Genomic DNA, 23,548 nt, shown 5'->3' on the forward strand with positions numbered 1-23,548 from the left:
CGGCCGGTTCAGGGCCGGCCGGTCCAGGGATTGATGACGTGTTCGGTTGACGGTGACGGATCACGGCCGCGCGATCAGGGCGGCGTGGTCACGGCCGGGCGGGTCCGCTCGCTGCCGAGCTCGTGGCGCGTGCGCTGCTGACCGACCTTGTGCGGCCAGAGCCGGTGTGCGGCGCGCTCGACCAGCAGATCGACGTAGAGCCCGTTGTACAGGTGCACGAACAGCCCCTTGCGGCCTGAGCCGTTGAAGTGATCGCGCCCCGGTCCCTGCAGCCAGGCGAGGAACAGGAAGCTGATCGTGGTCAGCGCCAGCATCAGGCCGTAGGCCGGCGTCAGGGTGTCCGGGATCGCGGCGACGGTCGGCCCGAACAGGGTCACGAACACCTCGTGCAGGGCGAAGTAGACCGCGGCCATGATGGCGGCCAGCCCGGTCGCACGCATGATGCCGGCGCTACCCGGGGCGACGGCGATCGCCTTGAGCACCAGCTGGGCCACCGCCAGGGCGACGATCGCGACCAGGGCGATCAGCGCCGGTTCGTGGCTCACCGACAGTCCCAGCACGGCGGCCAGTGCCGCGGTCAGGGCGAGGCTCGCGACGATCGTCACCGCCCAGGTGCCGAAGCCTACCCGGCGGCGCGCGGCCGGCTTGGGCTGGCGCAGCTGGTCGGGGATGCTGCCGGCGGCGAGGAAGGCGTGCGCCTTGTAGAGCGAGTGGCCGACCAGGTGCAGCAGGGCCAGCGCGAACAGCCCCAGGCCCAGCTCGAGCAGCATGAAGCCGAGCTGGCCGGTGGTCGACCAGGCCAGCGAGGACTTCACCGCCGTCTGCGTGAGCATCACCAGCGAGGCGATCACCAGCGTGACCAGGCCCATGATGGCGAGCAGGAACAGCGCGCTGCCCTGAATCGCCAGGAACTCGCTGGTGCGCAGCACGATGATCGCACCGCTGTAGACGATGCCCGCGTGCATCAGCGCCGAGACCGGGGTGGGCGCCTCCATGACCTGCAAGAGCCAGCCGTGGAACGGGAACTGGGCGCTCTTGAGGATCGCGGCGAGCACGATCAGGAAGGCGGCGGCGTGCATGCCGAGCGGCATGCCGTCCTGGGCGTGGGCCCACTCGGCGATTGCGTCGAACTGCAGGCTGCCGACCTGGTGACCGATCAGGATGGTGGCACCGACCAGGCAGGCATCGGCCGTGCGGCTGAACAGGGATTTCTTGTGCGTGGCCATGACCGCGCGCGGGCGGTCCGGGTAGAACAGCAACAGCTTGTGCAGAGAGAAGCCGGTCAGGATGATCGCCAGCGTGAACAGCGCGAGGTTGGCCGCGATCACGACCAGCAGGAAGAAACCGGCGGTCAGCGCCAACAGGCGGAAGAAGCGGGCCTGCTGCGGGTCGCCGTCGAGGTACTTCTCGCTGTAGCGGGCGATCAGGGTGACGACCAGGGCCACCAGCACGGCCAACGCCATGGTGAGCTGGTCGACCTGGATCGACAGCGCCAAGTCGCCGATGCCGCCGGGCAGGGGCAGGGCGGCAAGCGTCAGCGGCGCCCGGTCGCCGGCGAGGAAGAGGAGGGTGGCCACGATGGCCAGACCGAGGGCGCCGATGGCCGCCCGGCGCACGCGAACGCGATAGCGGCGCGCGGCCTCGATGCCCGCGGCCGTGGCGGGGATGGCCGCGAGCAGCAGGAGCAGCGGCATCAGGGCGAGCAGGGCGCCGGCAAGCGGCCAGTTGGTCAGTGTGTTCATGGTGTCCCTCCGGTCAGGCTGTTGGATCGGGTCGGCTGGAGGAATCCAGACGGTCCCGCCGGCAGGACGAACGGTAGTGACGGGACGACGCAATCACCAATACGAATTCCCGAAGCAAACCATTGGTATTTGTCTATGCGAGGATTTGTGTGCCGCATTTCCACCAATGAATCGCCCGGTTTGCCGTGGTGACCGGCCCTCGTGCCCGTCATGCCGGGCTTTGTTCGGAGCATAGACGTCGTTCGATGGCTCGGACGGAAATGCTCTATGGATAGATCCAGGTAAATGGGTACGATTGGAAATCCCAATGCAAATCGCGGCATCGGTCGTGCCCCGCGCATGGTGAAACCGTCCTGTAACGCATCGAACAGGGCCTGCGAATCGATCTTTGGCCCGGTGTTGCATAGAATCCTTTCTATACAGCAGGACGCACAGATGAAGGAGGGGCATGATGGCTGACGAGTCCCGTCAAACAGAGGCGCGCTATCTCCTGCGCCACGCCACCCTGCGGCAGATCGAGATCGTCGAGGCGGTCGCCCGCCTGGGCAGCTTCACGCGGGCGGCCGAGGAGCTGTTCCTGACCCAGCCGACCGTCTCGGCGCAAGTGAAAAGCCTCTCGGAAACGGTCGGCATGCCGCTGTTCGAGCAGATCGGCCGCAAGATCTTTCTCACCGACGCCGGCAACCTGGTCGCCCGCGGCTGTCGTGACGTGATCGACGCGCTTTCCAACCTCGAGATGTCGCTCAACGACTTGAAGGGACTGAAGAAGGGCCGGCTGCGCCTGTCGGTGATCACTACCGCCAAGTACTTCGCGCCGCTGGCGATGGGGGATTTCGCCAAGCAGTTCCCGGATATCGAGATGGAACTGAAGGTCTCCAACCGCGACACGCTCCTCAAGCGTATCGAGGACAATCTCTCGGACCTCTACATCATCGGCCACGTGCCCGACAGCGGGATCGATCTCGAACTGATCCCCTTCGCGCCCAACCCGCTGGTGGTGATCGCCCACCGCGATCACCCGCTGGCCCGCGAGCGCAACATCCCCATCGAGCGGATCGCCGAGGAGCCGTTCATCATGCGCGAGCCGGGGTCGGGCATCCGCCACAAGGTCGAGGAGCACTTCGCCCAGCACGGACTCAAGCTGCGGCAGCGGCTGGTGCTGGAGGGCAACGAGTCGATCAAGCACGCCGTGGTCGGCCAGTTGGGTGTCTCGGTGGTCTCCGAGCATGCCCTGAACCTCGAGAGCGAGGCGGGGCCGCTGGTCAAGCTCGACGTGGAGGGCTTTCCGCTCCAGCGCTACTGGAACATCGTCTACCCGCGCGGCAAGTCCCTGTCGGTGATCGCCCGCGAATTCCTTGCCTTTCTCAAGGAACACGGCGGTGATTACCTCAAGATCGGCTGAGTCGTGCCGACAGGACGCCCGTCGGCAGGGACGCCGCATGGTAAAGTCTCGCCGCTCAAACCCGGACCCCGCCCGAGGCCCCAGACCCCGACGTGAAAGAGAGTTTTCGATCAACCCTGCTCAAGCGCATCGCGCGTAATCCGGACTTTCCGGCGTTCGCGCGGACGGTTCAGGAGGCCTATCGGCTGACCGACGACGAGCTGGCCTCGGCCAACGATCTCTCCGCGCTGATCCTGCGCGACCCGGCGCTGACCCATCGCATCCTGCGCCTGGCGAATGCCGCCCACTACCGACACCTCGGCGGCCAGATCAACACGGTCACCCGCGCGGTGACGGTGCTGGGCTTCGAAGAAGTGCGCCTGGCCGCCCTGGCGCTGTCGCTGTTCGAGCAGATCGAGAGCAAGCGCCACAGCCGCCTGTTGCAGAGCCGCTTCATGCAGGCCGTCTACCAGGCCTTCCTCGCCCAGGGGCTGGCACGCGAGCTGGGGGGGCTGTCCACCGAGGAGATGTTCCTCTGCGCACTGTTCCAGGACTTCGGCGCGCTGCTGGTCTACCGTCACGCCCCCGAGCACCTGGCCGAGATCGAGCGCGCCCGCCGCGAGGACGGGCTCGACGAGGACACCGCCATCCAGAAGGTGGTCGGGGTGCTGCCGGTGGCGCTTGCCCGCGACGTCTGTCGACAGTGGGGCCTGCCCGAGTCCGCGCGGCGCTTCCTCACCACGGCGCGTTCCTCGGGCAGGATCACCCGCCTGACTCCGGAGGCGCGTGCCCTGCGCCTGGCCCAGCTGGCGCGCGATTCGGCCGAGGTGATCGCCCGGGGCGAGTCGGTCGAGGCGATCCGCCGCGACACGCTCGACCTGGCTCGACGCTGCGAGGTGGAAGCATCGGTGTTTGAGGAGGCGAGCGACAAGGCGCGCGACCATATGCTCGAATACGAGGAGCTGTTGTCATCCGCCGAACGCCCGGCGTTCCTGCAGCGCATGGAGGCCGACCAGGATACGCCCATGCCGACCGACGAGTCGGTTTCCAGTAGTCCGGACCCGGAGGCCCGCTCGGAGCGTCTGATCGCCTGTATCGAGCAGACCACCCAGTCCCTGACCGAGGAAGAACCGCTCGGGCAGATCTTCACGCGCATGCTCGAGGCCATGCACGGGGGGCTGGAGCTCGACCTGGCCGTGCTCTACATGCTCGAGCGCAAGGCCTGGAAGCTGCTGCCTCGCCTGGGTCAGGGCACGTCCTTCGCCGAGTTCAAGCCGCGCATGACCGTGACCCTGTCCGAGACCAGCCGCGTTGCGCAGATCTTCCAGTCGGGGGAGGATCGCGCCATCCACCGGCCGAGAATGGCCAGCGACGACATCCTTGACTGGCAGTTCAAGGGGCGAGGCGATCTGGCGATGGTCTATCCGCTGCACGTCAACCGCGCCCCGTTCGGCTTGTTCTACCTCGAGGGCCCGGCCGTGGCTTTCAGCGAAGGCAACCTCAACAGTCTGCGCACCCTGCGCAACCAGGCCGCCCTGGCCCTAAAGTCGCGCTCCAGCCGTTGACGGGGGCGGTCATACCGTCGTGTCGGACGGGTTACCATGCATCGTTCGTCTGACCAACACAGGATCGACCGATGAGTGACATGCCCCCTTGCCCCGAGTGCGGCTCGACCTTTACCTACCACGACGGCACGCTGTACGTCTGCGCGGAGTGCGGGCACGAGTGGTCGGGAGCGGCCGAGTCGGACAGCGCGGATGAGCCGGCGGCACGCGATGCCAACGGCAACCCGCTGGCCGACGGTGACACCGTGACCGTGATCAAGGATCTTCGGCTCAAGGGTGGCTCCGGGACCGTGAAGGTGGGCACCAAGGTCAAGAACATCCGCCTCGTCGAGGGCGACCACGACATCGATTGTAAGATCGAGGGATTCGGGCCGATGAAGTTGAAGTCCGAGTTCGTCAAGAAGGCATGAGCGACGTGGTCGAATCCGGGACGAAGGGAGACGCGAGATGACCCGAGGCGAGACATTGCCGGTGCAGAAGATCTCCACCGGGGAGGTGGTCGCCGCCTGCGACCGTTTGTGCCGCGTGATCCGGTCGTCCGGGTTCGTGCCCGACACCGTGGTGGCGATCGCCCGGGGTGGTTTCATGCCGGCCCGCTTCGTCTGCGACTTCCTGGATGTCTCCCGGTTGCTGAGCATCAAGGTGCAGCACTACGGGGCAGGGGCACAGATGCAGCAGCGCGCGGAGGTGACCAGCCCGCTCGGCAGCGAGATTCGCGGCGAGCGGGTGCTGGTCGTCGATGACGTCAACGACAGCGGCGACACGCTGGAGGCCGCCCGTCCCTACCTCGAGGGATTGGAGCCGGCCGAGATCCGGACGGCGGTGCTGCACGAGAAGACCAACACTACCTGCCGGGCGGACTTCGCGGTCCATACCATCGACGAGTGGCGCTGGATCCTCTACCCCTGGGCGGTGGTCGAGGACGTCGGCCAGTTCCTGCGCGACATGGATCCGCCGCCGGCCACGCGCGGGGAGGCCGTGTCCAGGCTCAATGTCGATCATGGCCTGGAACTCGACGATGCCGAGCTCGGCCGCGTGCTGTTCTTTGGCGGCATCCGGTTCGATCAGGACTGACTGGCGCGGAATTAGTCGCTCGGCTCAGGCATCTGGCGGCATCGGGATCGGTGTCGACACGTGAGAGATGCATGCCTCTGCCAAGAAAGAGGTCCAATCGAGCAGCCCGAGAAGCGGACGGCTTTCAGGTGGCGAGACCTGGTGGGTGAGGGGGAGTGGTCCCGTGTTCAGCCTGCGGGGCCACCGGTCGCCGTGAGCACGCCCTGGGTGACCAGCGCGCCGGCAGACAACAGCAGCCCGGCCCAGGGAATCCATCGTGGCACGTCAGGCACGTCCTCGGGTTGCCCGCGGCGCTTGAGCACGATCAACGAGGCATTCACCGTGACGAACACGGCCAGCATGATCGCGCTGGTCAGGTTCGCCAGCGTGGCCAGCGGCAGGAACAGGGCCAGCAGCAGGACGGCGCCAGTCACCGCGAGAGTCGCGATCACTGGGGTGTGGGTCCGCGGGTGGACTCGCCCCAGCAGTGGCGGGGCGCCGGCGCGATCGCGGCCCATGTCCATCAGCAGGCGCGTGGCCATGATCATCTGGCCCAGCGCGCCATTGACGATGATGAACAGGCTGACCAGCCCCAGCGGCACGCCCGGGTGGCCCGTCGCCTCGACCACGGCCACCAGCGGGGCACGGGCACCGGCCAGATCGTCCGGCGAAAGCACGCTGGTCGCGGCGACGGCGACCAGCGCGTAGACCACAAGCGAGATCACGACGGCGCTGGCGATGGCGCGTGGCATGTTGCGCTTGACGTCATGGACCTCCTCGGCGAGGTTCGACATGTCCTCGAAGCCGATGAACGAGTAGAAGGCGAGAAAGGCCCCCAGGAACAGCCCGGTGAGCATGCCGAACTCGAGCCCGCCCAGCGATTCGGCCAGCCGCAGCGGCGCATCGCCCATCACCGGGGCGGCCACCCACACCACGTAACCCAGACCGGCCATCCCCAGCAGGGTGGTGATGGCCATGAACCAGGCGCTTTCGCGCATGCCCGCGATGGCGATGGCGCCGAGGGCCAGGGTGACGATGACCAGGGTCCCGGCACGCGGCAGGTCGACGAACAACGAGGCATACCGCTCGAAGCCGGTGAGGATGGTCGCCCCCGAGACGATGCCCGTGGCCACCAGCCCCCAGCCGATGGCGATGCACAGACCCCGCCGACCGAATGCCTGCCGGGCGTATTCGATCGGCCCGCCCGCCTCTGGAATGCGGGCGGTGAGTTCGCTGAACGACAGCGCCGTGAGCGAGGCGACCAGCGCGGCGAGGACGAAGGCAAACGGCGTGAGCAGGCCGGCTGCGCCGGCCACCTCGCCGATCACCACATAGATGCCGGCCCCGAGGATGGTGCCCAGCCCGTAGAGCGTCAGCAGTACCGGTCCGAGTTCACGCTGGAGCACGGCCTGTCGCGGCGCCGGGAGACCTTGAGGTTCGGTGCGGGGTTCCTGCTGTACGTCGGGATCACGTGCCATGCCGTGGAGTGTAGCGCCGAAGATGTTCACCGCCGAGGCGCACCGGTCACCACGGGCACGCCGGCGACGCCTCGCCTTGATCACGAACGATCCGCCAGGCCAGAGTGGCACGGCATTCGTTCAAAGAATCCTTAGGCGGTCCGGCCGGCCTCGATGAACACGTCCGGAAGGAAGGAAAGACCTTGCCGCCCAGGTTGGCCGGGCCGAGCAGAAGGGAATGACCAGCAGCCAGAGCGGGATGCAGGGCGCCTAGATGATGGTTGCAATCGCGATCGTCATGGGGTTCCCGTTTGCCACATGGGTGGGGTCCCGATCGATTCGTCAGCTTGTTCGCAGATCCGGCGCCGAACAGGGCGGGTGCCATGGTTGCCTCGCCACGGGCACGAAAAAGCCCCGGCGGCAGGCCGGGGCTCGAAGGTGACGGCGCTTGCGCGGGTCAGTAGTCGGTTTCCTCTTCCATTTCGTCGCCGGCCTCTTCGGCCTCGCCACCCATCTCGTCGGTCTCTTCCTCGACCTGGTCACCGGTTTCTTCCATGGTCTCGTCGATCTCCTCGCCGGCTTCCTCGGCCGGACCCTGGTCCTCGCCGCAGCCGGCGATCGTGAGGCTCGTGGCCATCATCAGTGCGATCAGTGCATTGCGTGCTTTCATCGTCTGTCCTCCTCGCTCGTGCCGGAAACTACCGGCCAATGAATGTCGGAGTCGAAAATCGAAGGGGCGGCAATCGTCGTTGCCGGCCCTTGGAGGCAACCGGTGCCGACAAGTTCAGAATCCGCAGACCCGCATGACCTCGTCGCGTTCGACCTCGGGGCGGTCCCGGGAGCAGGCGTCGATCGCGCCGGTCATCATCTCGTGGGTCCCGCCAGACGCGTTCGGCATCGTGCCTCCGGACATCGCGGCGTCCGCAGGGGCATCGGTACCGAGGCATTCGTAACCTGGTCCCCGGTCACCTCGCGGATCTGCCGCCGCCGCTCGGGATTCCGGACCACGACGAAGCGCCAGTGCTGCAGGTTGAAGGCCGTGGGCGACTTCATGGCCAGTTCGATCAGCCGGCTCTCGATGGCCTCGGAGACTTGCATGCGATTACCACCCGGTTGACGTGCATCGTGACCCGGAGTCTAGGCGGTCATCGCCCGTGGCGCAGAGGAAAGGTCAGAAGGACTTGCCGCGCAGGGCGCGGAGCAGGGCGCGTGCCTGCTTGGCGGGCTTGTGGTGGGGGTTGAGCTCGCGTTCGGCGCGGCGCTGCTCGGCGACGAGCCGGCGCTGCTCGAAGCTCTCGGGCGTCTCGCGGTAGAGCTTCTCGGCCTCGCTGGCCGGGCCCCGCTTGGGGTTGAGCCCCTCGACGTCGACCACGAACCGCATGCCGGCCTTGCCGATGGTCAGCCGGTCGCCGGGGCGCACCGACTTGCCGCGCTTGGTCACCGTCTGGCCGTTGAGCTCGACCTTGCCGCCGTCGATGGCCGCCGAGGCGAGCTGGCGGGTCTTGAAGAAGCGTGCGGCCCACAGCCAGGTATCGAGTCGTTGGCTGTCCTGGGCGTTCGAGGCGGTAGCGGTTTGTTGGTGCTTGGCGGATTTTTTCACTGCAACTGCGGCAATAGCGGCGGCCGGTAGGCTACGATGCGGGTCGGATCAGGACGACGCTCGCGCGTCGACCGCGGTTTTCTCTATGTGGAGGCATCATGCAACTCGAACTGATCAGCTTCAAGCTCTGTCCCTTTGTCCAGCGCTCGGTGATCACCCTCAAGCACAAGGGCGTCCCGTTCGACACCACCTTCATCCAGCTCAACGATCCGCCGGCGTGGTTCGACGAGGTCTCGCCGCTGGGCAAGGTGCCGGTGCTCAAGGTCGATGACGAGGTACTGTTCGAGTCGGCCGTGATCAACGAATTCCTCGATGAATCCTTCGGCGAGCGCATGCTCTCCGACAACACCCTCGAGCGCGCCCAGCAGCGCGCTTGGATCGAGCTGGGCTCGGCAGCGATCATGGCGATGTTCGGCGCGATCACCGCCCCGGAGGAGTCCGCCAGCACCGCCAAGCGCGACGAGCTGGCCAAGCTGTTCGGTCACCTGGAAAGACACCTGGCCCAGAATCCGCCGACTCCGTTCTTCTCCGGCAAGACGCTCTCGCTGGTCGATACGTCGTTCGCCCCGCTTTTCCAGCGACTGTTCGCGCTGCCGGAATCCCTGCTCGACTGGAACAGAGTCCCGACGGTGATGCGCTGGGGCGAGCGACTGGCCGACGAGCCGGTGATCCGCGACTCGTTGCCCGAGGGCTTCGACGAACTGTTCCCGATGATGCTGAAGAAACAGAACGGCTGGTACGCGCAGCAGCACCTGGCCGACTGAAAACCGGCCTTGCGCCTAGCCTCGTTCGAGGCGGCGATTGATCGCGCTGCCGGCACCGGCGCCCAGCACGATGCCGGCCCCCACCCACAGGGCGAATCCCTTGCCCTCGCCGATCATCGCCAGCGCCGTGCCCGGGCAGACCCCGGTGGCGGCCCAACCCAGACCGAACAGCACCGAGCCCACGATCAGGCCGCGCTTGAACGGCTTGTGACGAATCGTGATCGGCTTGCCGGTGTTGCGCGCCCGCCAGCCCCGGCGGGCGGCAATCCAGGTCAATGCCCCGCCCAGGGCGACCGCGGTGGCAATGACCCACAACAGCCGCAGGTCCTCGAAAAGCAGGAGATCACTGATGATGGCCGGACTGGTCGCCCCGGCGCGGCTCAGGAGAAAGCCGAATCCGATGCCGAAGGCGAGAAACAGCAGGTTGCGTCGGGAAAGCATTGTTCAGACCCCCAGCAGCCAGGCGGCCAGCTGGGCACTGCCCACGGCGACGGCGAAGAATACCGCCGAGGAGACCACGCTTGCCGGGGCACCCATCGCGACGCCGGCGATGGTGTGCCCCGAGGTGCAGCCGCCGGCCAGTCGTGCCCCCAGACCGATCAGCAGACCGCCGAACAGCCACCACGCCGCCGAGCCGAGCGCGGAGTCCGGCACCAGCGCAGCATAGAACGCGCCGAACTCAGCAGCCGTGCCTTCCCAGCCCGGGGTGCCGTCGGTCAGGGCGGCCAGCAGACCGCCGAGCACTATCCCCAGCAGGAACACGATCCGCCAGTCGGCCTCGCTGTCGCGCTTCGCGCCGGGTCGAAGCAGGGAGGCGAGAGTGGCGAATCCGGTCGAGCAGGACAGCGGCTGGTCGGCCAGCCAGCGTTGCGCGAAGGCGAGCAGGGCGATCAGCGCCCCCACCAGAACGGGCGTCCACAGCGGAGAGAACAGCGCCTCGATGAATGTTGCGATTTCCATTGTCGACGGGGTCAACTCGGGTTGCGGGGATCCGGATACGGTAGCGACCCTCGCGTATCGGCGCCAACAGATGTTTTTTACCGGCCCATAACGACAAACACCCTCGGACGGGCCGAGGGTGCATGAGCGGTAACGGGCCGCCGGCGGGCGGCTCGAGTCTGAGTCGTCAGTCGGTCCGGTCGCCGGGCTCGCCTTTCTCCGGCAGGGTGATGTTGAGTTCGAACAGCTCGAACTGCTCGTTGTGCTCGACTTCGAACTTGACCGCATCGTCCTCGACGTGGACGTACTTGCGGATCACCTCGAGGATCTCCTTCTGCATCTCGGGCAGGTAGTGCGGCGCACGCTGCTGGCCCTGGGCACGCTCGTGGGCGATCAGGATCTGCAGGCGCTCCTTGGCCATCTTGGCCGAGGGCTCCTGTGTACGGTTACGAAAGATATCCAGCAATCCCATGACTTAACTCCGACCGAACAGGCGACCGAGAAAGCCCTTCTTCTCGGTCTCGATGAATCGCATCGGGCGTTCCTCGCCCAGCAGGCGGGCGACGGCGTCCTGGTAGGCCTGGCCGGCATCGGTGTTCTCGTCGAGAATCACCGGCCGGCCGGCGTTGGAGGCCTGCAGCACGGCATTGGATTCCGGGATCACCCCCAGCAGCGGTACGGCCAGGATCTCGAGCATGTCCTCGACCGAGAGCATCTCGCCGGTGCCGACCCGATCGGGGGCGTAGCGGGTAATCAACAGGTGCTCCTTGATCGCCGTCTCGCCTTCCTTCGCCCGGCGTGACTTGGAGGCGAGGATGCCCAGCATGCGGTCGGAGTCCCGTACCGAGGAGATCTCGGGGTTGGAGACCACGATCGCCTCGTCGGCGTAGTACATCGCCAGCTGTGCGCCACGTTCGATGCCGGCGGGCGAGTCGCAGACGATGTACTCGAAGCCTTCCTCGCGCAGCTCGTCGAGGACCTTGCCGACGCCTTCCTCGGTCAGGGCGTCCTTGTCCTTGGTCTGCGAGGCGGGAAGGACGTAGAGATTGTCGACCTCCTTGTGCCGGATCAGGGCCTGGTTGAGGCCTGCCTCGCCCTGGATGACGTTGACGATGTCGTAGACCACGCGTCGCTCGACGCCCATGATCAGGTCGAGGTTGCGCAGGCCGACGTCGAAGTCGATCACCACGGTCTTCTTGCCGGCCATGGCCAGGCCACTCGAAATCGCGGCACTGGTCGTCGTCTTGCCAACGCCGCCCTTGCCGGAAGTTACCACCAGAACTTTGGACACGGATTGTCTCCCTGTTCGCGAAAGGTTGTTGTCGTTTGTCGATCCCGCCGGACCCGTTCGGGCGGGGTCAGGTGGCCCGGACTGTGCCACAAAGCCACCGCATTCCCAACGGTCCGTTCGGGTTTGGCCGGTATGGTGTCAGTCGAACGCCTCGACCACCAGTCGGCCGTCGATCAGTTCTACCACGACGCGCTTGCCCCAGGCCGGGTGCCGGGCAAGCTGCTCGCCATCGAGGAACGTACCGCAGATCGCGATGATCTCCGGCTCGAAGGATTCGCAGAAGATGCGTGCTTGCGCCTGGTTGCCGGCACCGGCCGCGGCGGTGCCCTTGAGTGCGCCATGGACGTAGATCGAGCCGTCGGCGACCACGCGCGCGCCGGCGCCGACGGTGTTCATCACCACCATGTCCTGGCCCTGGGCGTACAGTTCCGTGCCCGAGCGCACCGGGTGACGCAGGATCATCGGCGCGACCGGGCCGGCCGGGGCAGTCGGGAGCGCCGGTTCCGGCGTGGTTTCGGGCGTCGGTTCGGGGGCAGCCACGGATTCCGGTGCCGTTTCGGTCGGTGTCGTCTCGGGGGCGGACGCGGCCTGGTCGTCGAAGACCGGCAGGTCGGCACTGCGGGCCTGGGTTTTCTGCTGCTCGTTGCCGTGGACCACCCCGACCGGCTCGAGGCGGTAGTTGCGCAACAGGCTGACCAGGGCCGGGAAGTCGATCCACTTGCCGCTGTCGGCAATGGCCGCCAGATCGATCACGCAGGGGTCGCGCTCGTCACCGACGCCGGGGTTGCCGAAGCGCTCGCTCAGGCTGCGGGTGAGCTTGAGCAGGTGCGTCTCGTAGAGGTGGACGTGGGTGAGCGTCAGCGAACGCTGGTCGATGTCGAGGGCGGGGGCGCTGCTCCTGGCGGCCCTGGGGGAGGTTGCGGTCATGGATGAACTCGATTGTCGTCCTGATTTCAAGGGTAAGGCAATGTTCGCCGGCACCGGCGGCCAACCGTGGCGTCGTCTGGGCGTCGTCCGGGGCGCCGTTGGTCAGAGGCGGCACAGGGCGAGGCGGAATTCGACATCCTCGTGGATCTGGCGCGGATGGCCGTTCTCGCGACCCAGGGTCATGAAGCGCACGGTGAAGCGGTGCTTGCCGGCGCTGATTTCCGGGTAGGCGTCGATCTCGTCGTCGATCATCACCCGCAGCAGCTGGTAGGGCGTCGCGCTCTCGATGCTCTGCTGCAGGAAGCCTTCCTCGGCGGTCACCGACATGGTGTCGACGCTGTCGCGGATCAGGCTGATCACCAGTTCGTTGGCCTGGCGAATGTCGGCGAACGGCTCGAGCCAGGTGTCGATGTCCTGGCGACGTTCGTCCTCCGGCAGTCCGAGCCAGTAATGCAGGCCGGGTATGTCGAATTCGCACAGTGCGCCGGGGATCGAGGCCCGCTGGCGTACGGCATTGAGCAGTTCGTGATTCTTCAGGTGCGCCCCGGGCTGGGCGTGATACCCGTGCAGGGCCTTGATCAGGCCGTTCTGCTGATCGAGCAGGGCGTTGAGCTTGTCGCGGTCGACGCCGGGCGTGTCGGGCACGTTCATCAAGCGCGCCTGCTGGCGCTCGAGCTCCTTGATCAGTTCACGCTTGATGTCGATGCGCGAGAGTACGTCGGCGGCCTCGAGCAGCAGAAGCACCGTGCAAAGCGTGTCGTCGCGTGAGCTGCTCGCCAGGTGATGATCGATGCGAGAGAACAGATGGTCGAGCCTCAGACAGGCCCGGATCCGTTCGTTCAGTGGTTGCTCGTAGATTTTCAGAGGTGCGTTCCGATCCATTGGATGCCGATCCGGGTCAAGGGTGTGTCGGCCGTCTCGCGTTTGGGAAACTCTGTACGCATGAGCCGGGCTTCTGCCGCGTCATCGTCCCTGGAACCATGGCAAAGAGCGATGACTCCTCCGCGGCGAACGATCACCTTGCATCCACCCGGCTCAAGCCACGCAGAGCCATGTGGCATTCGTGCAGGGTTTCCCAAGCTATTCTCTGGCCATTCTCTGCCCGCCCGCGGAATAACTCAACTCCCATGGACGAGACAGGCGAACTGACGGTCAGTCGGGCTCGTACCCCAGGATCGGCGCCAGCCACTTCTCGGCCTCGGCGCGGCTCCAGCCCTTGCGTTTGGCGTAGTCGTCGACCTGGTCCGGACCGATACGCCCGACACCGAAGTAACGCGCCTCGGGGTGCGCCAGGTACCAGCCGGAGACGGACGCGCCCGGATGCATGGCGTACGAGTCGGTCAATTCCATTCCGATGCGTTCGGGCTCCAGGAGTTCCCAGAGCAGGCCCTTTTCCGTGTGATCCGGGCAGGCGGGATAACCGGGTGCGGGCCGGATACCCTGGTACTTTTCGGCGATCAGCTCGTCGTTGGAAAGCTGCTCGTCGGGCGCGTAGCCCCAGAACTCCTTGCGTACCCGCTCGTGCAATCGCTCGGCGAAGGCCTCGGCCAGCCGGTCGGCCAGCGATTGCAGCAGGATCGCGTGGTAGTCGTCGTTCGCCTCCTCGAAGCGCTTGACGTGCGGCTCGATACCGTGGCCGGTGGTGACCGCGAACCCGCCGATCCAGTCCCTGACCTTGCTCCCGGTGGGCGCGATGAAGTCGGCCAGGCACTGGTTGGGCTTGTCACCAGAGCGCGGCATCTGCTGGCGGATGTGGTGCAGGGTCGTGCGCACGCCCTGGCGCTTCTCGTCGACGAACACGCGGATGTCGTCGTCGATCGCGGCGGCCGGCCAGAAGCCGTAGACGGCGCTGGCGGTGAGCCACTTTTCCTCGATGATCCGCGCTAGCATCTTCTGGGCATCGTCGAACAGCTTCCTGGCCTCGGTGCCGACCTTCTCGTCCTCGAGAATGGCGGGATACTTGCCGAACAGTTGCCAGCTCTGGAAGAAGGGTGTCCAGTCGATGCGTTCGATCAGTTCCCCGAGCGGATAGTCCTCCAGGACGTGCACGCCGGGCTGCCTTGGCGCAACGGGGGTGTAGTCGTCGAACGAGACCCGCTGGCGGTTGTCGCGTGCCTGCTGGATCGAGACGCGCTTGGCCTCCTTCTGGTTGGCCTGGCGGCGCGCGACCACCTTGGCGTACTCGGCCTCGACCTCGTCGACGAAGGCCTGCTTGTTCTTGCCCAGGAGCTTCGATGCCACGCCCACGGCGCGCGAGGCGTCGAGCACGTGGATGACCGGCTGGTCGTAGACCGGGTTTATCTTGAGCGCGGTGTGCAGCTTGGAGGTGGTGGCTCCGCCGATCATCAGCGGAATGTCGAAGCCCTGGCGCTGCATCTCGGCGGCGACGTTGGTCATCTCCTCGAGCGACGGGGTGATCAGCCCGGACAGGCCGATAAGATCGGCCTTCTCCTCGCGGGCGGTATCGAGGATCTTCTGCGCCGGCACCATCACGCCGAGATCGACGATCTCGAAGCCGTTGCACTGGAGCACCACGCCGACGATGTTCTTGCCGATATCGTGGACGTCGCCCTTGACCGTCGCCATGACCACCTTGCCCGCCGACTGCGCGTTGCAGCTCTCGGCCTCCATGTAGGGCAGCAGGTGGGCGACGGCCTTCTTCATCACCCGGGCGGACTTGACCACCTGCGGCAGGAACATCTTGCCGGCGCCGAACAGGTCGCCGACGACGTTCATGCCGTCCATCAGCGGTCCCTCGATCACGTGCAGGGGCAGCTCGGCGTTCTGGCGAGCGGCCTCGGTGTCCTCGATCACGTACTCGTCGATGCCCTTGACCAGCGAGTGCTCGAGCCGCTTTTCCACCGGCCACTCGCGCCAGGCGAGATCCGGCCCGCTGGACTTCTCGCCGCCCGAATCCCGGTACTTGTCCGCCAGCTCCAGCATGCGATCGGTGGCATCATCGCGGCGGTTGAGCACGATGTCCTCGACGGCCTCGCGCAGTTCCTCGGGGATCTCGTCGACCACCGTCAGCTGGCCGGCGTTGACGATGCCCATGTCCATGCCCGCGCGGGTGGCGTGGTAGAGGAAGACACTGTGGATCGCCTCGCGCACCGCCTCGTTGCCGCGGAACGAGAACGACACGTTGGAGACCCCGCCGGAGACCAGCGCGTGCGGCAGGTTTTCCTTGATCCAGCGCGTGCCCTCGATGAAGTCGACCGCGTAGTTGTTGTGCTCCTCGATGCCCGTGGCGATGGCGAAGATGTTGGGATCGAAGATGATGTCCTGGGGCGGGAAGCCGATCTCGGTCAGCAGATCGTAGGCCCGCTGGGCGATCTCGCGGCGGCGTTCGAGGCTGTCGGCCTGGCCCTTCTCGTCGAAGAGCATCACCACGGCCGCGGCGCCGTAACGCTGGACGGTGCGCGCGTGCTCGAGGAAGGCGTCCTCGCCCTCCTTGAGCGAGATGGAGTTGACCACCGCCTTGCCCTGGACGCACTTGAGGCCCGCCTCGATCACCTCGAACTTCGAGGAGTCGATCATGATGGGCACCCGCGAGATGTCCGGCTCGGCGGCGACGAGGTTCAGGAAACGCTGCATCGCCTCGACGCCGTCGATCAGGCCCTCGTCCATGTTGACGTCGATGATCTGCGCGCCGTTGTCCACCTGCTGGCGGGCGACGTCGAGCGCGGCATCGAAATCGCCTTCCTTGATCAGGCGACGAAAGCGTGCCGAGCCGGTGACGTTGGTGCGCTCGCCGACGTTGACGAACAGCGAGTCGGCGGTGATGTTGAACGGCTCGAGCCCGGACAGGCGGCAGGCGACTTCCGGCGTCTTGAGCTTGCGCGGCGTGACGCCCTCGACCCGGCGGGCCATCTCGGCGGTGTGTGCCGGGGTGGTGCCGCAGCAGCCACCGATGATGTTGATCAGGCCCGCCTCGGCCCATTCGCCGATCGAGGCGGCCATCGGGTCGGCCTCGAGATCGTATTCGCCCAGCTCGTTGGGCAGTCCGGCGTTGGGGTGGGCCGAGACGGGGTATTCGCTCACTCGAGAGAGTTCGGCGACGTACTGGCGCAGCAGGTCCGGGCCGAGCGCGCAGTTCAGCCCGATCGAGAGCGGCCGGGCATGACGCAGGGAGTTGTAGAACGCCTCGGTGGTCTGCCCCGAAAGCGTGCGCCCGGAGGCGTCGGTGATCGTCCCGGAGATCATCACCGGCCAGCGCTGGCCACGGTCGGCGAACAGCTCCTCGAGCGCGAACACCGCCGCCTTGGCGTTGAGCGTGTCGAAGATGGTCTCGATCAGGAAGATGTCGACGCCGCCTTCTAGCAGACCTTCGGCCGATTCTCGGTAGGCCTCGACCAGTTCGTCGAAGCTGGTGTTGCGGTAACCGGGGTCGTTGACGTCCGGGGAGATCGAGGCGGTGCGGTTGGTGGGGCCGAGGATGCCGGCGACGAAGCGCGGCCTGTCGGGCGTCTCGGCGGTCTTGGCGTCGGCGGCGCGGCGGGCGATCTCTGCGGCGACGACGTTGATCTCCCGCGAGAGCTCCTCCATCCGGTAGTCGGCCATCGCGATGCGTGTGGCCGAGAAGGTGTTCGCCTCGATGATGTCCGCGCCGGCATCGAGGTACTGGCGATGGATGTCCTCGATCACGTCCGGACGGGTCAGCACCAGCAGGTCGTTGTTGCCCTTGAGATCGATCGGCCAGTCGGCGAAACGCTCGCCGCGGAAATCGGCCTCCTCGAGCTGCGCGTTCTGGATCATGGTGCCCATGGCGCCGTCGAGCACCAGAATGCGCTGGCGCATCAGGTCACGAAGCTGGTCGAAAACGGGGTGGTCGCGGTCGATCGAAGTCATGGGCGAAACGGCATCCTGAGTCGCCCCGCGGGCCATGTGTGCCGGGCGACGGGTGAATTGGTTTGAGGGAAGCCCCGCGCGGCGGCCGGGCCCCGGGGTGCCCCCTGAACCGGGCATCGGCTGCGTGGCCGGCCTGGCGTTTGGCGCGAGTCGTGCTTGTGGATGGCCGCCTTGCATCCGCCCGGTTCGAGGTGCGCGGAGCGGAATGGCATTCGGGCAGGGGTTCCCTGTAAACCCCGCAGTATAACGTCATTGAGGGCGGCGCGGGCGTGGCGCCGCGGTCAGTGTCGCTGCTCCGGGCGGGATTGTCGCAGCCTCTGGCGGCGCTGCGCCTGGCGTCGGCGCTTGTGGGCGGCAATGTTGAGTCGCCACAGCAGACGGATGATGCTGAAACCCAGCAGGGAGCTGACGAAGGACAGGGTGACCAGTCCGACGCCGAGCGGCAGCCATATCACCGGCAGCTGGCTCATCGCGTAGCTGATGCTCATCGCGCCCTGTTCCCCGGTAGGCGGGTCGAGCGAGGCGCCGGTCAGCAGGGCGCCCACCTGGTAGGCCACCCAGAGCAGGGGTGGGATGGTCAGGGGGTTGGTGGTCCAGACCAGGGCGACGGCCAGCGCGATGTTGACGCGCATGGCGATGGCGGCGACTGCCGCGATCAACATCTGTCCGGGCAACGGGATGAAGGCGAGAAACAGCCCGAGGGCGACGCCGCCGGAGACCGATCGGCGATTGAGGTGCCAGAGATTCGGATCGCCGAGAAACTGCGCCACGGGCCGCAGGAACGGCTGGTTGACGATCCGGTTTCGGCTGGGTGTCAGGCGACGAAAGAACTTGCGTGGCATTGGGGCCTCGTCGAACGTCGGTTCGCCGATGGTCGTGGCGACGGCGATATTCGGCCACCGCGCTGCCGGCTCGGCCTCACAGACTCTTGAGCAGATCCCGCACCTTGCGACTCAAGGTCATGTAGTCGCGCTTTTCCTCATCCGTCAGCGCGCCGAGAACCTGGTGGCGAAAACGGGCAAGTGCCTTGTCGGCCGCCTCGATACGTGCATGGGCCTCGGGGCGGAGCCAGATGGTCTTGGCGCGGCGGTCGGTCTCCGAGATCCGGCGCTCGATCCAGTCGCCCCTTTCCAGGCCGTCGAGCAGCTTGACCAGGGTGGGGCCCTCGATGGCCAGTTCGCCGGCCAGTTCCTTCTGGGTGCGTCCCTCACCCTCGTCACGCAGGATGCGCAGCACGGCCCAGGCCGAGGCGGTCAGGTCGAATTCGCTCAGGGTCTCGTTGACCTGCACGCGCCAGAGCCTGGATACATCGAACACCAGGCGGGTGATCTCGTCTTCGCGTTGCTGGACCGGGTCGGTGGCCGGGTCGGTGAAATGGGTCATGGACGGGTGCCGGATGTCATGGGAATCAACCAGCCGTATGGTGGCACTACTCGGCCAGTTTCGCCATCCCGGCGCCCGTTTCGGCGAGAAAAAACCTCCGGATCGTCTGCTCGAACGGACGGATTCAGACCGGGGCGAAACCGGCGGCCACGCGGCGACGCCAATTGCCGCCTCATGGCGTTTGCGGTACCATTCCGACCTCGACTCGGGGCCCGTCGGTCCGCCTTTTACTTCGTCTGGAAATGGTTCGTTAATGACCAAGTTCGTCTTCGTTACCGGTGGGGTCGTCTCGTCACTGGGCAAGGGAATCGCCGCTGCCTCGCTGGGTGCGCTGCTCGAATCGCGCGGCCTGCGCGTGACGTTGATGAAGCTGGATCCCTACATCAACGTGGATCCCGGCACGATGAGCCCCTTTCAGCACGGCGAGGTGTTCGTCACCGACGACGGCGCGGAGACGGACCTCGACCTGGGTCACTACGAGCGTTTCGTGCGCTCCCCGGTCGGTCGCCGCAACAACTTCACCACCGGTCGGGTCTACGAGACGGTCATTCGGCGTGAGCGCCGTGGTGACTATCTCGGTGGCACCGTGCAGGTCATTCCGCACGTCACCGACGAGATCAAGCGTCGAGTGGTCGAGGGTTCCAAGGGCTACGATGTCGCGTTGATCGAGATCGGTGGCACGGTCGGTGATATCGAGTCGCTGCCGTTTCTCGAGGCAATCCGTCAGCTCGGGGTGGAGATGGGCCGCGATCGCGCCATCTTCATGCACCTGACCCTGGTGCCGTTCATCAAGGCCGCCGGCGAGGTCAAGACCAAGCCCACCCAGCATTCGGTCAAGGAGTTGCGCTCGATCGGCATCCAGCCGGACGTGCTGGTCTGCCGCGCCGAAGTGCCGCTGCCCGAGGAGGAACGACGCAAGATCGCGCTGTTCACCAACGTCGAGCACGACGCAGTCATCTCCTCGATCGACGCCGACACGATCTACCGCATCCCGCGGCTGCTGCATGCGCAGAACCTGGACGAGACGGTCCTGCGCAAGCTGCATCTCTCCGCCGGACCGGCGGATCTCAGCGAGTGGGATCGTGTGGTCGAGGCGCAGACCAAGCCCGACCGCATCGTCGACATCGCGATGGTGGGCAAGTACGTGGATCTCGTCGACGCCTACAAGAGCGTCAACGAGGCGCTGCTGCACGCCGGCATCCAGACCCGAACCCGGGTGAACATCCATTACTTCGATTCCGAGTCCTTCGAGCGCGACGGCATCGCCCGCCTCGAGGGCATGGATGCGATCCTGGTGCCGGGCGGTTTCGGCTCGCGCGGGGTCGAGGGCAAGATCGCCGCGGTGAAGTACGCGCGCGAGTCCGGCAAGCCGTACCTGGGTATCTGCCTGGGCATGCAGGTGGCCGTGATCGAGTACGCTCGTCATGTCGCCGGTCTTGAGGGCGCGCACTCGACCGAGTTCGACCGCGAGGCGGAAAATCCGGTCATCGCGCTGATCACCGAATGGCGCGACGAGCAGGGTAACCGGATCGAGCGCAGCGAGGATGTCGACATGGGCGGCACCATGCGCCTTGGCGCACAGCGCTGCCGGATCGAGCCGGGTACGCTGGCGCACCGCATCTACGGCCAAGACGAGATCAGCGAGCGTCACCGCCACCGCTACGAGTTCAACAACGGCTACCAGCAGACGCTGGCGGACGCCGGGCTGGTGTTCGCCGGCTGGTCGGCGGAGAACGAACTGGTCGAGACGGTCGAGCTGCCGGACCACCCGTTCTTCTTCGCCTGCCAGTTCCACCCGGAGTTCCGCTCCACGCCCCGCGACGGCCATCCGCTGTTCGTCGCCTTTGTCAACGCGGCCCATGCCCAGCGGGTGGGCAAGGCCGAGGCCCTGGACGACGCATGACGATGAAGCTTCTGGATTTCGAGGTCGGGCTGGAACAGCCCCTGTTCCTGATCGCCGGCCCCTGCGTGATCGAATCCGCGGATCTCGCGCAGGAAACCGCCGGCCGCTTGAAGGAAATGGCGGAAACCGCCGGTATCCGACTGATCTACAAGAGCTCCTTCGACAAGGCGAATCGCTCGTCCACCGAGAGCTTCCGTGGCCCCGGGCTGGAGAAGGGGCTGGCGATCCTCGAGGACGTCAAGCGCGAGTTCGGCCTGCCGGTGCTCACCGACGTGCACGAGGACACGCCGCTCGATGAGGTCGCCTCGGTGGTCGACGTGCTGCAGACCCCGGCGTTTCTCTGTCGCCAGACCAACTTCATCCAGAACGTCGCCCGCCAGGGCAAGCCGGTGAACATCAAGAAGGGTCAGTTCCTGGCGCCCTGGGACATGGCCAACGTGGTCGAGAAGGCCCGGGCGGTCGGCAACGATCAGGTGATGGTCTGCGAGCGCGGCGTGTCTTTCGGCTACAACACGCTTGTCTCGGACATGCGCGGGCTGGCGATCATGCGCCAGACCGGCGCACCGGTGGTCTTCGACGCCACCCATTCGGTCCAGCAGCCGGGCGGGCAGGGCAAGGCCTCCGGCGGTCAGCGCGAGTTCGTGCCGGTGCTGGCGCGTGCGGCGGTGGCGGCCGGGGTGTCGGGCCTGTTCATGGAGACCCACCCGGATCCCGCCAAGGCGCTGTCCGACGGGCCGAACGCCTGGCCGCTGGACGAGATGGCCGACCTGCTGCTGACGCTGACCACGCTCGATCGCACGGTCAAGGCCTCGGGCTTTCCGGAGAACGCCCGGCTGGGTCTGACGGACTGAGCCTGCCGCGGCCGTTAACGACGCGGCCGCGCAACGATTTTTGAGCCGGGCCGGGCAGGCGCGGTTCGCAACCCCATCTCAACCGAACATCAAGATCAGGAGAACACTGCATGCCATCCATCGAGCGAGTGCACGCACGCGAAGTGATCGATTCACGCGGCAACCCCACCGTCGAGGCCGAGGTCCATCTGGCCGGCGGTATCGTGGGTCGGGCGATCGTGCCCTCGGGGGCATCGACCGGCGCGCGCGAGGCGATCGAGCTGCGCGACGGCGACAAGAGCCGATTCCTCGGCAAGGGCGTGACGCGTGCGGTCGCCAACGTCAACGGCGAGATCAATGATGCCGTCAAGGGCATGAACGTCCACGCGCTGGCCGACATCGACAACAAGATGATCGAGCTCGACGGCACCGAGAACAAGTCGCGTCTGGGCGCGAACGCCATTCTCGCCGTGTCGCTTGCCGCCGCGCAGGCCGGTGCGCTCGAGCGCGGTCAGCCGCTGTTCTCCTACCTCGGTGGTGACGCGGCCGTGACCCTGCCGGTGCCGATGATGAACATCATCAACGGCGGCGAGCACGCCGACAATTCCATCGACATGCAGGAGTTCATGATCATCCCGGCCGGGGCGCCGAGCTTCTCCGAGGCCTTGCGCTACGGCGTCGAGGTGTTCCACGCCCTCAAGCAGGTGCTGGCCGCGCGCGGCCTGTCGACCGCCGTCGGCGACGAGGGTGGTTTCGCACCGGACCTGCCGTCCAACGAGGCGGCGATCGAGGCGATCATGGAGGCGATCGAGAAGGCCGGCTACACCCCGGGCAAGGACGTGTTCCTCGGCCTGGATGCGGCCAGCTCCGAGTACGTCAAGGACGGCAAGTACGTCCTGACCGGCGAGAACCGCACCCTGGATGCCGCCGGCATGGTCGATCTGCTGGCCGAGTGGGTCGAGAAGTACCCGATCCTCTCGATCGAGGACGGCATGGCCGAGGACGACTGGGACGGCTGGGCGCTGCTCACCGAGCGCCTCGGCGACAAGTGCCAGCTGGTCGGCGACGACCTGTTCGTCACCAACGAGAAGATCCTGCGCGAGGGCATCGAGCGCAAGATCGCCAACTCGATGCTGGTGAAGGTCAACCAGATCGGCACGCTCACCGAGACGCTGGCCGCCATGCGACTTGCGCAGGAGAACGGCTACACCAACGTCGTCTCCCACCGCTCGGGCGAGACCGAGGACACCACCATCGCCGATCTCGCCGTGGCGACCAACGCCGGCCAGATCAAGACCGGGTCGCTGTCGCGCTCGGATCGGATCGCCAAGTACAACCAGCTGCTGCGCATCGAGGAGCGCCTGGGCGACAAGGCCCGCTTCCCGGGCCGCACGGCGTTCGGCCAGTAAGGCAGCGGTCGGGTCGCGGGGAACCCATGTCGCCCACGCCATCGCTGACGCGGCGCCATCACACCCCGTCGGTCGTCGTGATGGCGCTCTTGCCGAGACAGCCATGCGGCTGCTGACCGTCATCCTGGTGTTGATGGTGGCCGGGCTGCAGTGGCGGGTCTGGTTCAGCGAGGCATCGGTGGGCGAGGTGCGGGCCAAGCAGGAACGGCTGGAGGTGCTCCAGGCCGAACAGACGCGTCTCGAGCGACGCAACGAGACACTGGCCGCCGAGGTCGACAGCCTGCGGGAGGGGGTCGACGCCGTCGAGGCGCAGGCTCGTCTGACGCTGGGCCTGGTCCGGGAGGACGAGGACTTCTACCAGGTGGTCGAAGGCGTGCGGCCCGACACCATCACGCCCCCCGTGGTCGACCCGGCCCGGGTGACCGCTCCGTCGATCGACGATTGAACCGATGAATG

23 protein-coding genes are annotated in these 23,548 nt (G+C 66.5%); 9 read left to right on the top strand and 14 right to left on the bottom strand.

From position 1 onward, the window contains the following. Window positions 1–74: 74 nt before the first annotated feature. The gene (locus ACLFRM_RS00825) at window positions 75–1,742 is read right to left on the bottom strand and encodes an NADH-quinone oxidoreductase subunit L (RefSeq protein ID WP_410753693.1); all 1,668 of its coding nucleotides are present in this window, start codon (window positions 1,740–1,742) and stop codon (window positions 75–77) included. Window positions 1,743–2,193: 451 nt separating this feature from the next. Here ACLFRM_RS00825 and ACLFRM_RS00830 point away from each other — a divergent pair, with 451 nt between their 5' ends. The 4 genes from ACLFRM_RS00830 (at window position 2,194) to ACLFRM_RS00845 (ending at window position 5,762) form a co-directional block, all read left to right on the top strand. Then, on the top strand, window positions 2,194–3,144 hold the full coding sequence (locus tag ACLFRM_RS00830; protein WP_410753694.1) for a LysR substrate-binding domain-containing protein: 951 nt from the start codon (window positions 2,194–2,196) through the stop codon (window positions 3,142–3,144). A gap of 92 nt (window positions 3,145–3,236) precedes the next feature. Then, window positions 3,237–4,688, top strand: a complete 1,452-nt coding sequence (locus tag ACLFRM_RS00835; RefSeq protein ID WP_410753695.1) for an HDOD domain-containing protein — start codon at window positions 3,237–3,239, stop codon at window positions 4,686–4,688. A gap of 71 nt (window positions 4,689–4,759) precedes the next feature. Next, a complete protein-coding gene (locus tag ACLFRM_RS00840) occupies window positions 4,760–5,098 on the top strand; it encodes a zinc ribbon domain-containing protein YjdM (RefSeq protein WP_410753696.1) in 339 nt (112 codons plus the stop codon). 37 nt (window positions 5,099–5,135) lie between these two features. After that, window positions 5,136–5,762, top strand: a complete 627-nt coding sequence (locus ACLFRM_RS00845) for a phosphoribosyltransferase (protein WP_410753697.1) — start codon at window positions 5,136–5,138, stop codon at window positions 5,760–5,762. A 167-nt stretch (window positions 5,763–5,929) separates the two neighbouring features. On the opposite strand, the gene ACLFRM_RS00850 is transcribed toward ACLFRM_RS00845, so the two are convergent. The 4 genes from ACLFRM_RS00850 to ACLFRM_RS00865 form a co-directional block, all read right to left on the bottom strand. Beyond that, entirely contained in the window at window positions 5,930–7,147 is a 1,218-nt protein-coding gene (locus ACLFRM_RS00850) for an APC family permease (protein WP_410753698.1), read from the bottom strand. Window positions 7,148–7,655: 508 nt separating this feature from the next. Beyond that, complete coding sequence (locus ACLFRM_RS00855) at window positions 7,656–7,868, bottom strand: hypothetical protein (protein WP_410753699.1); 213 nt, start codon at window positions 7,866–7,868, stop codon at window positions 7,656–7,658. A gap of 194 nt (window positions 7,869–8,062) precedes the next feature. Beyond that, window positions 8,063–8,296 (bottom strand): nitroreductase family protein, encoded by a 234-nt coding sequence (locus ACLFRM_RS00860; protein WP_410753700.1) that lies wholly within the window; start codon window positions 8,294–8,296, stop codon window positions 8,063–8,065. 73 nt (window positions 8,297–8,369) lie between these two features. Further along, complete coding sequence (locus tag ACLFRM_RS00865; RefSeq protein ID WP_410753701.1) at window positions 8,370–8,798, bottom strand: RNA-binding S4 domain-containing protein; 429 nt, start codon at window positions 8,796–8,798, stop codon at window positions 8,370–8,372. Between the two features lie 98 nt (window positions 8,799–8,896). Between ACLFRM_RS00865 and ACLFRM_RS00870 the strand changes: the two genes are divergently transcribed. Then, complete coding sequence (locus tag ACLFRM_RS00870; protein ID WP_410753702.1) at window positions 8,897–9,562, top strand: glutathione S-transferase family protein; 666 nt, start codon at window positions 8,897–8,899, stop codon at window positions 9,560–9,562. A 15-nt stretch (window positions 9,563–9,577) separates the two neighbouring features. On the opposite strand, the gene ACLFRM_RS00875 is transcribed toward ACLFRM_RS00870, so the two are convergent. From ACLFRM_RS00875 to ACLFRM_RS00915, 9 genes are all read right to left on the bottom strand, one after another. Continuing rightward, complete coding sequence (locus tag ACLFRM_RS00875; RefSeq protein WP_410753703.1) at window positions 9,578–10,003, bottom strand: DUF6691 family protein; 426 nt, start codon at window positions 10,001–10,003, stop codon at window positions 9,578–9,580. 3 nt (window positions 10,004–10,006) lie between these two features. Continuing rightward, window positions 10,007–10,522: a YeeE/YedE thiosulfate transporter family protein gene (locus ACLFRM_RS00880; RefSeq protein ID WP_410753704.1), complete on the bottom strand. Its 516-nt coding sequence runs from the start codon at window positions 10,520–10,522 to the stop codon at window positions 10,007–10,009. 166 nt (window positions 10,523–10,688) lie between these two features. Beyond that, entirely contained in the window at window positions 10,689–10,973 is a 285-nt protein-coding gene (gene minE / locus ACLFRM_RS00885; protein WP_410753706.1) for a cell division topological specificity factor MinE, read from the bottom strand. Between the two features lie 3 nt (window positions 10,974–10,976). Continuing rightward, a complete protein-coding gene (gene minD / locus ACLFRM_RS00890; protein ID WP_410753708.1) occupies window positions 10,977–11,792 on the bottom strand; it encodes a septum site-determining protein MinD in 816 nt (271 codons plus the stop codon). Window positions 11,793–11,930: 138 nt separating this feature from the next. Beyond that, on the bottom strand, window positions 11,931–12,719 hold the full coding sequence (gene minC / locus ACLFRM_RS00895) for a septum site-determining protein MinC (RefSeq protein WP_410753709.1): 789 nt from the start codon (window positions 12,717–12,719) through the stop codon (window positions 11,931–11,933). A 102-nt stretch (window positions 12,720–12,821) separates the two neighbouring features. Continuing rightward, a complete protein-coding gene (gene zapD, locus ACLFRM_RS00900; RefSeq protein WP_410753710.1) occupies window positions 12,822–13,601 on the bottom strand; it encodes a cell division protein ZapD in 780 nt (259 codons plus the stop codon). Between the two features lie 270 nt (window positions 13,602–13,871). Next, window positions 13,872–17,567 (bottom strand): methionine synthase, encoded by a 3,696-nt coding sequence (gene metH, locus ACLFRM_RS00905; protein ID WP_410753711.1) that lies wholly within the window; start codon window positions 17,565–17,567, stop codon window positions 13,872–13,874. A 281-nt stretch (window positions 17,568–17,848) separates the two neighbouring features. Next, complete coding sequence (locus ACLFRM_RS00910) at window positions 17,849–18,409, bottom strand: DUF2062 domain-containing protein (RefSeq protein ID WP_410753712.1); 561 nt, start codon at window positions 18,407–18,409, stop codon at window positions 17,849–17,851. A gap of 76 nt (window positions 18,410–18,485) precedes the next feature. Then, on the bottom strand, window positions 18,486–18,950 hold the full coding sequence (locus tag ACLFRM_RS00915) for a MarR family winged helix-turn-helix transcriptional regulator (RefSeq protein ID WP_410753713.1): 465 nt from the start codon (window positions 18,948–18,950) through the stop codon (window positions 18,486–18,488). A 253-nt stretch (window positions 18,951–19,203) separates the two neighbouring features. Here ACLFRM_RS00915 and ACLFRM_RS00920 point away from each other — a divergent pair, with 253 nt between their 5' ends. The 4 genes from ACLFRM_RS00920 (at window position 19,204) to ACLFRM_RS00935 (ending at window position 23,537) form a co-directional block, all read left to right on the top strand. Next, the gene (locus tag ACLFRM_RS00920) at window positions 19,204–20,853 is read left to right on the top strand and encodes a CTP synthase (RefSeq protein WP_410753714.1); all 1,650 of its coding nucleotides are present in this window, start codon (window positions 19,204–19,206) and stop codon (window positions 20,851–20,853) included. 2 nt (window positions 20,854–20,855) lie between these two features. After that, the gene (kdsA, locus tag ACLFRM_RS00925; RefSeq protein ID WP_410753748.1) at window positions 20,856–21,704 is read left to right on the top strand and encodes a 3-deoxy-8-phosphooctulonate synthase; all 849 of its coding nucleotides are present in this window, start codon (window positions 20,856–20,858) and stop codon (window positions 21,702–21,704) included. Window positions 21,705–21,814: 110 nt separating this feature from the next. Beyond that, a complete protein-coding gene (gene eno, locus ACLFRM_RS00930; protein ID WP_410753715.1) occupies window positions 21,815–23,092 on the top strand; it encodes a phosphopyruvate hydratase in 1,278 nt (425 codons plus the stop codon). A 103-nt stretch (window positions 23,093–23,195) separates the two neighbouring features. Continuing rightward, the gene (locus ACLFRM_RS00935; RefSeq protein ID WP_410753716.1) at window positions 23,196–23,537 is read left to right on the top strand and encodes a septum formation initiator family protein; all 342 of its coding nucleotides are present in this window, start codon (window positions 23,196–23,198) and stop codon (window positions 23,535–23,537) included. Window positions 23,538–23,548: the final 11 nt, after the last annotated feature.

The sequence above is a fragment of the Guyparkeria sp. genome (assembly GCF_046540515.1).
Lineage (GTDB): Bacteria > Pseudomonadota > Gammaproteobacteria > Halothiobacillales > Halothiobacillaceae > Guyparkeria.

Excerpts from the sequence above, each read along its gene's own strand:
- minC (WP_410753709.1), bottom strand. The coding sequence starts at position 12,719 with ATGACCGCAACCTCCCCCAGGGCCGCCAGGAGCAGCGCCCCCGCCCTC.
- ACLFRM_RS00845 (WP_410753697.1), top strand. The coding sequence starts at position 5,136 with ATGACCCGAGGCGAGACATTGCCGGTGCAGAAGATCTCCACCGGGGAG.
- minE (WP_410753706.1), bottom strand. The coding sequence starts at position 10,973 with ATGGGATTGCTGGATATCTTTCGTAACCGTACACAGGAGCCCTCGGCC.
- eno (WP_410753715.1), top strand. The coding sequence starts at position 21,815 with ATGCCATCCATCGAGCGAGTGCACGCACGCGAAGTGATCGATTCACGC.
- ACLFRM_RS00830 (WP_410753694.1), top strand. The coding sequence starts at position 2,194 with ATGGCTGACGAGTCCCGTCAAACAGAGGCGCGCTATCTCCTGCGCCAC.
- ACLFRM_RS00915 (WP_410753713.1), bottom strand. The coding sequence starts at position 18,950 with ATGACCCATTTCACCGACCCGGCCACCGACCCGGTCCAGCAACGCGAA.
- metH (WP_410753711.1), bottom strand. The coding sequence starts at position 17,567 with ATGACTTCGATCGACCGCGACCACCCCGTTTTCGACCAGCTTCGTGAC.
- ACLFRM_RS00840 (WP_410753696.1), top strand. The coding sequence starts at position 4,760 with ATGAGTGACATGCCCCCTTGCCCCGAGTGCGGCTCGACCTTTACCTAC.
- ACLFRM_RS00855 (WP_410753699.1), bottom strand. The coding sequence starts at position 7,868 with ATGAAAGCACGCAATGCACTGATCGCACTGATGATGGCCACGAGCCTC.
- ACLFRM_RS00825 (WP_410753693.1), bottom strand. The coding sequence starts at position 1,742 with ATGAACACACTGACCAACTGGCCGCTTGCCGGCGCCCTGCTCGCCCTG.
- ACLFRM_RS00880 (WP_410753704.1), bottom strand. The coding sequence starts at position 10,522 with ATGGAAATCGCAACATTCATCGAGGCGCTGTTCTCTCCGCTGTGGACG.
- ACLFRM_RS00910 (WP_410753712.1), bottom strand. The coding sequence starts at position 18,409 with ATGCCACGCAAGTTCTTTCGTCGCCTGACACCCAGCCGAAACCGGATC.
- ACLFRM_RS00920 (WP_410753714.1), top strand. The coding sequence starts at position 19,204 with ATGACCAAGTTCGTCTTCGTTACCGGTGGGGTCGTCTCGTCACTGGGC.
- kdsA (WP_410753748.1), top strand. The coding sequence starts at position 20,856 with ATGAAGCTTCTGGATTTCGAGGTCGGGCTGGAACAGCCCCTGTTCCTG.
- ACLFRM_RS00935 (WP_410753716.1), top strand. The coding sequence starts at position 23,196 with ATGCGGCTGCTGACCGTCATCCTGGTGTTGATGGTGGCCGGGCTGCAG.
- ACLFRM_RS00875 (WP_410753703.1), bottom strand. The coding sequence starts at position 10,003 with ATGCTTTCCCGACGCAACCTGCTGTTTCTCGCCTTCGGCATCGGATTC.
- zapD (WP_410753710.1), bottom strand. The coding sequence starts at position 13,601 with ATGGATCGGAACGCACCTCTGAAAATCTACGAGCAACCACTGAACGAA.
- ACLFRM_RS00870 (WP_410753702.1), top strand. The coding sequence starts at position 8,897 with ATGCAACTCGAACTGATCAGCTTCAAGCTCTGTCCCTTTGTCCAGCGC.
- ACLFRM_RS00860 (WP_410753700.1), bottom strand. The coding sequence starts at position 8,296 with ATGCAAGTCTCCGAGGCCATCGAGAGCCGGCTGATCGAACTGGCCATG.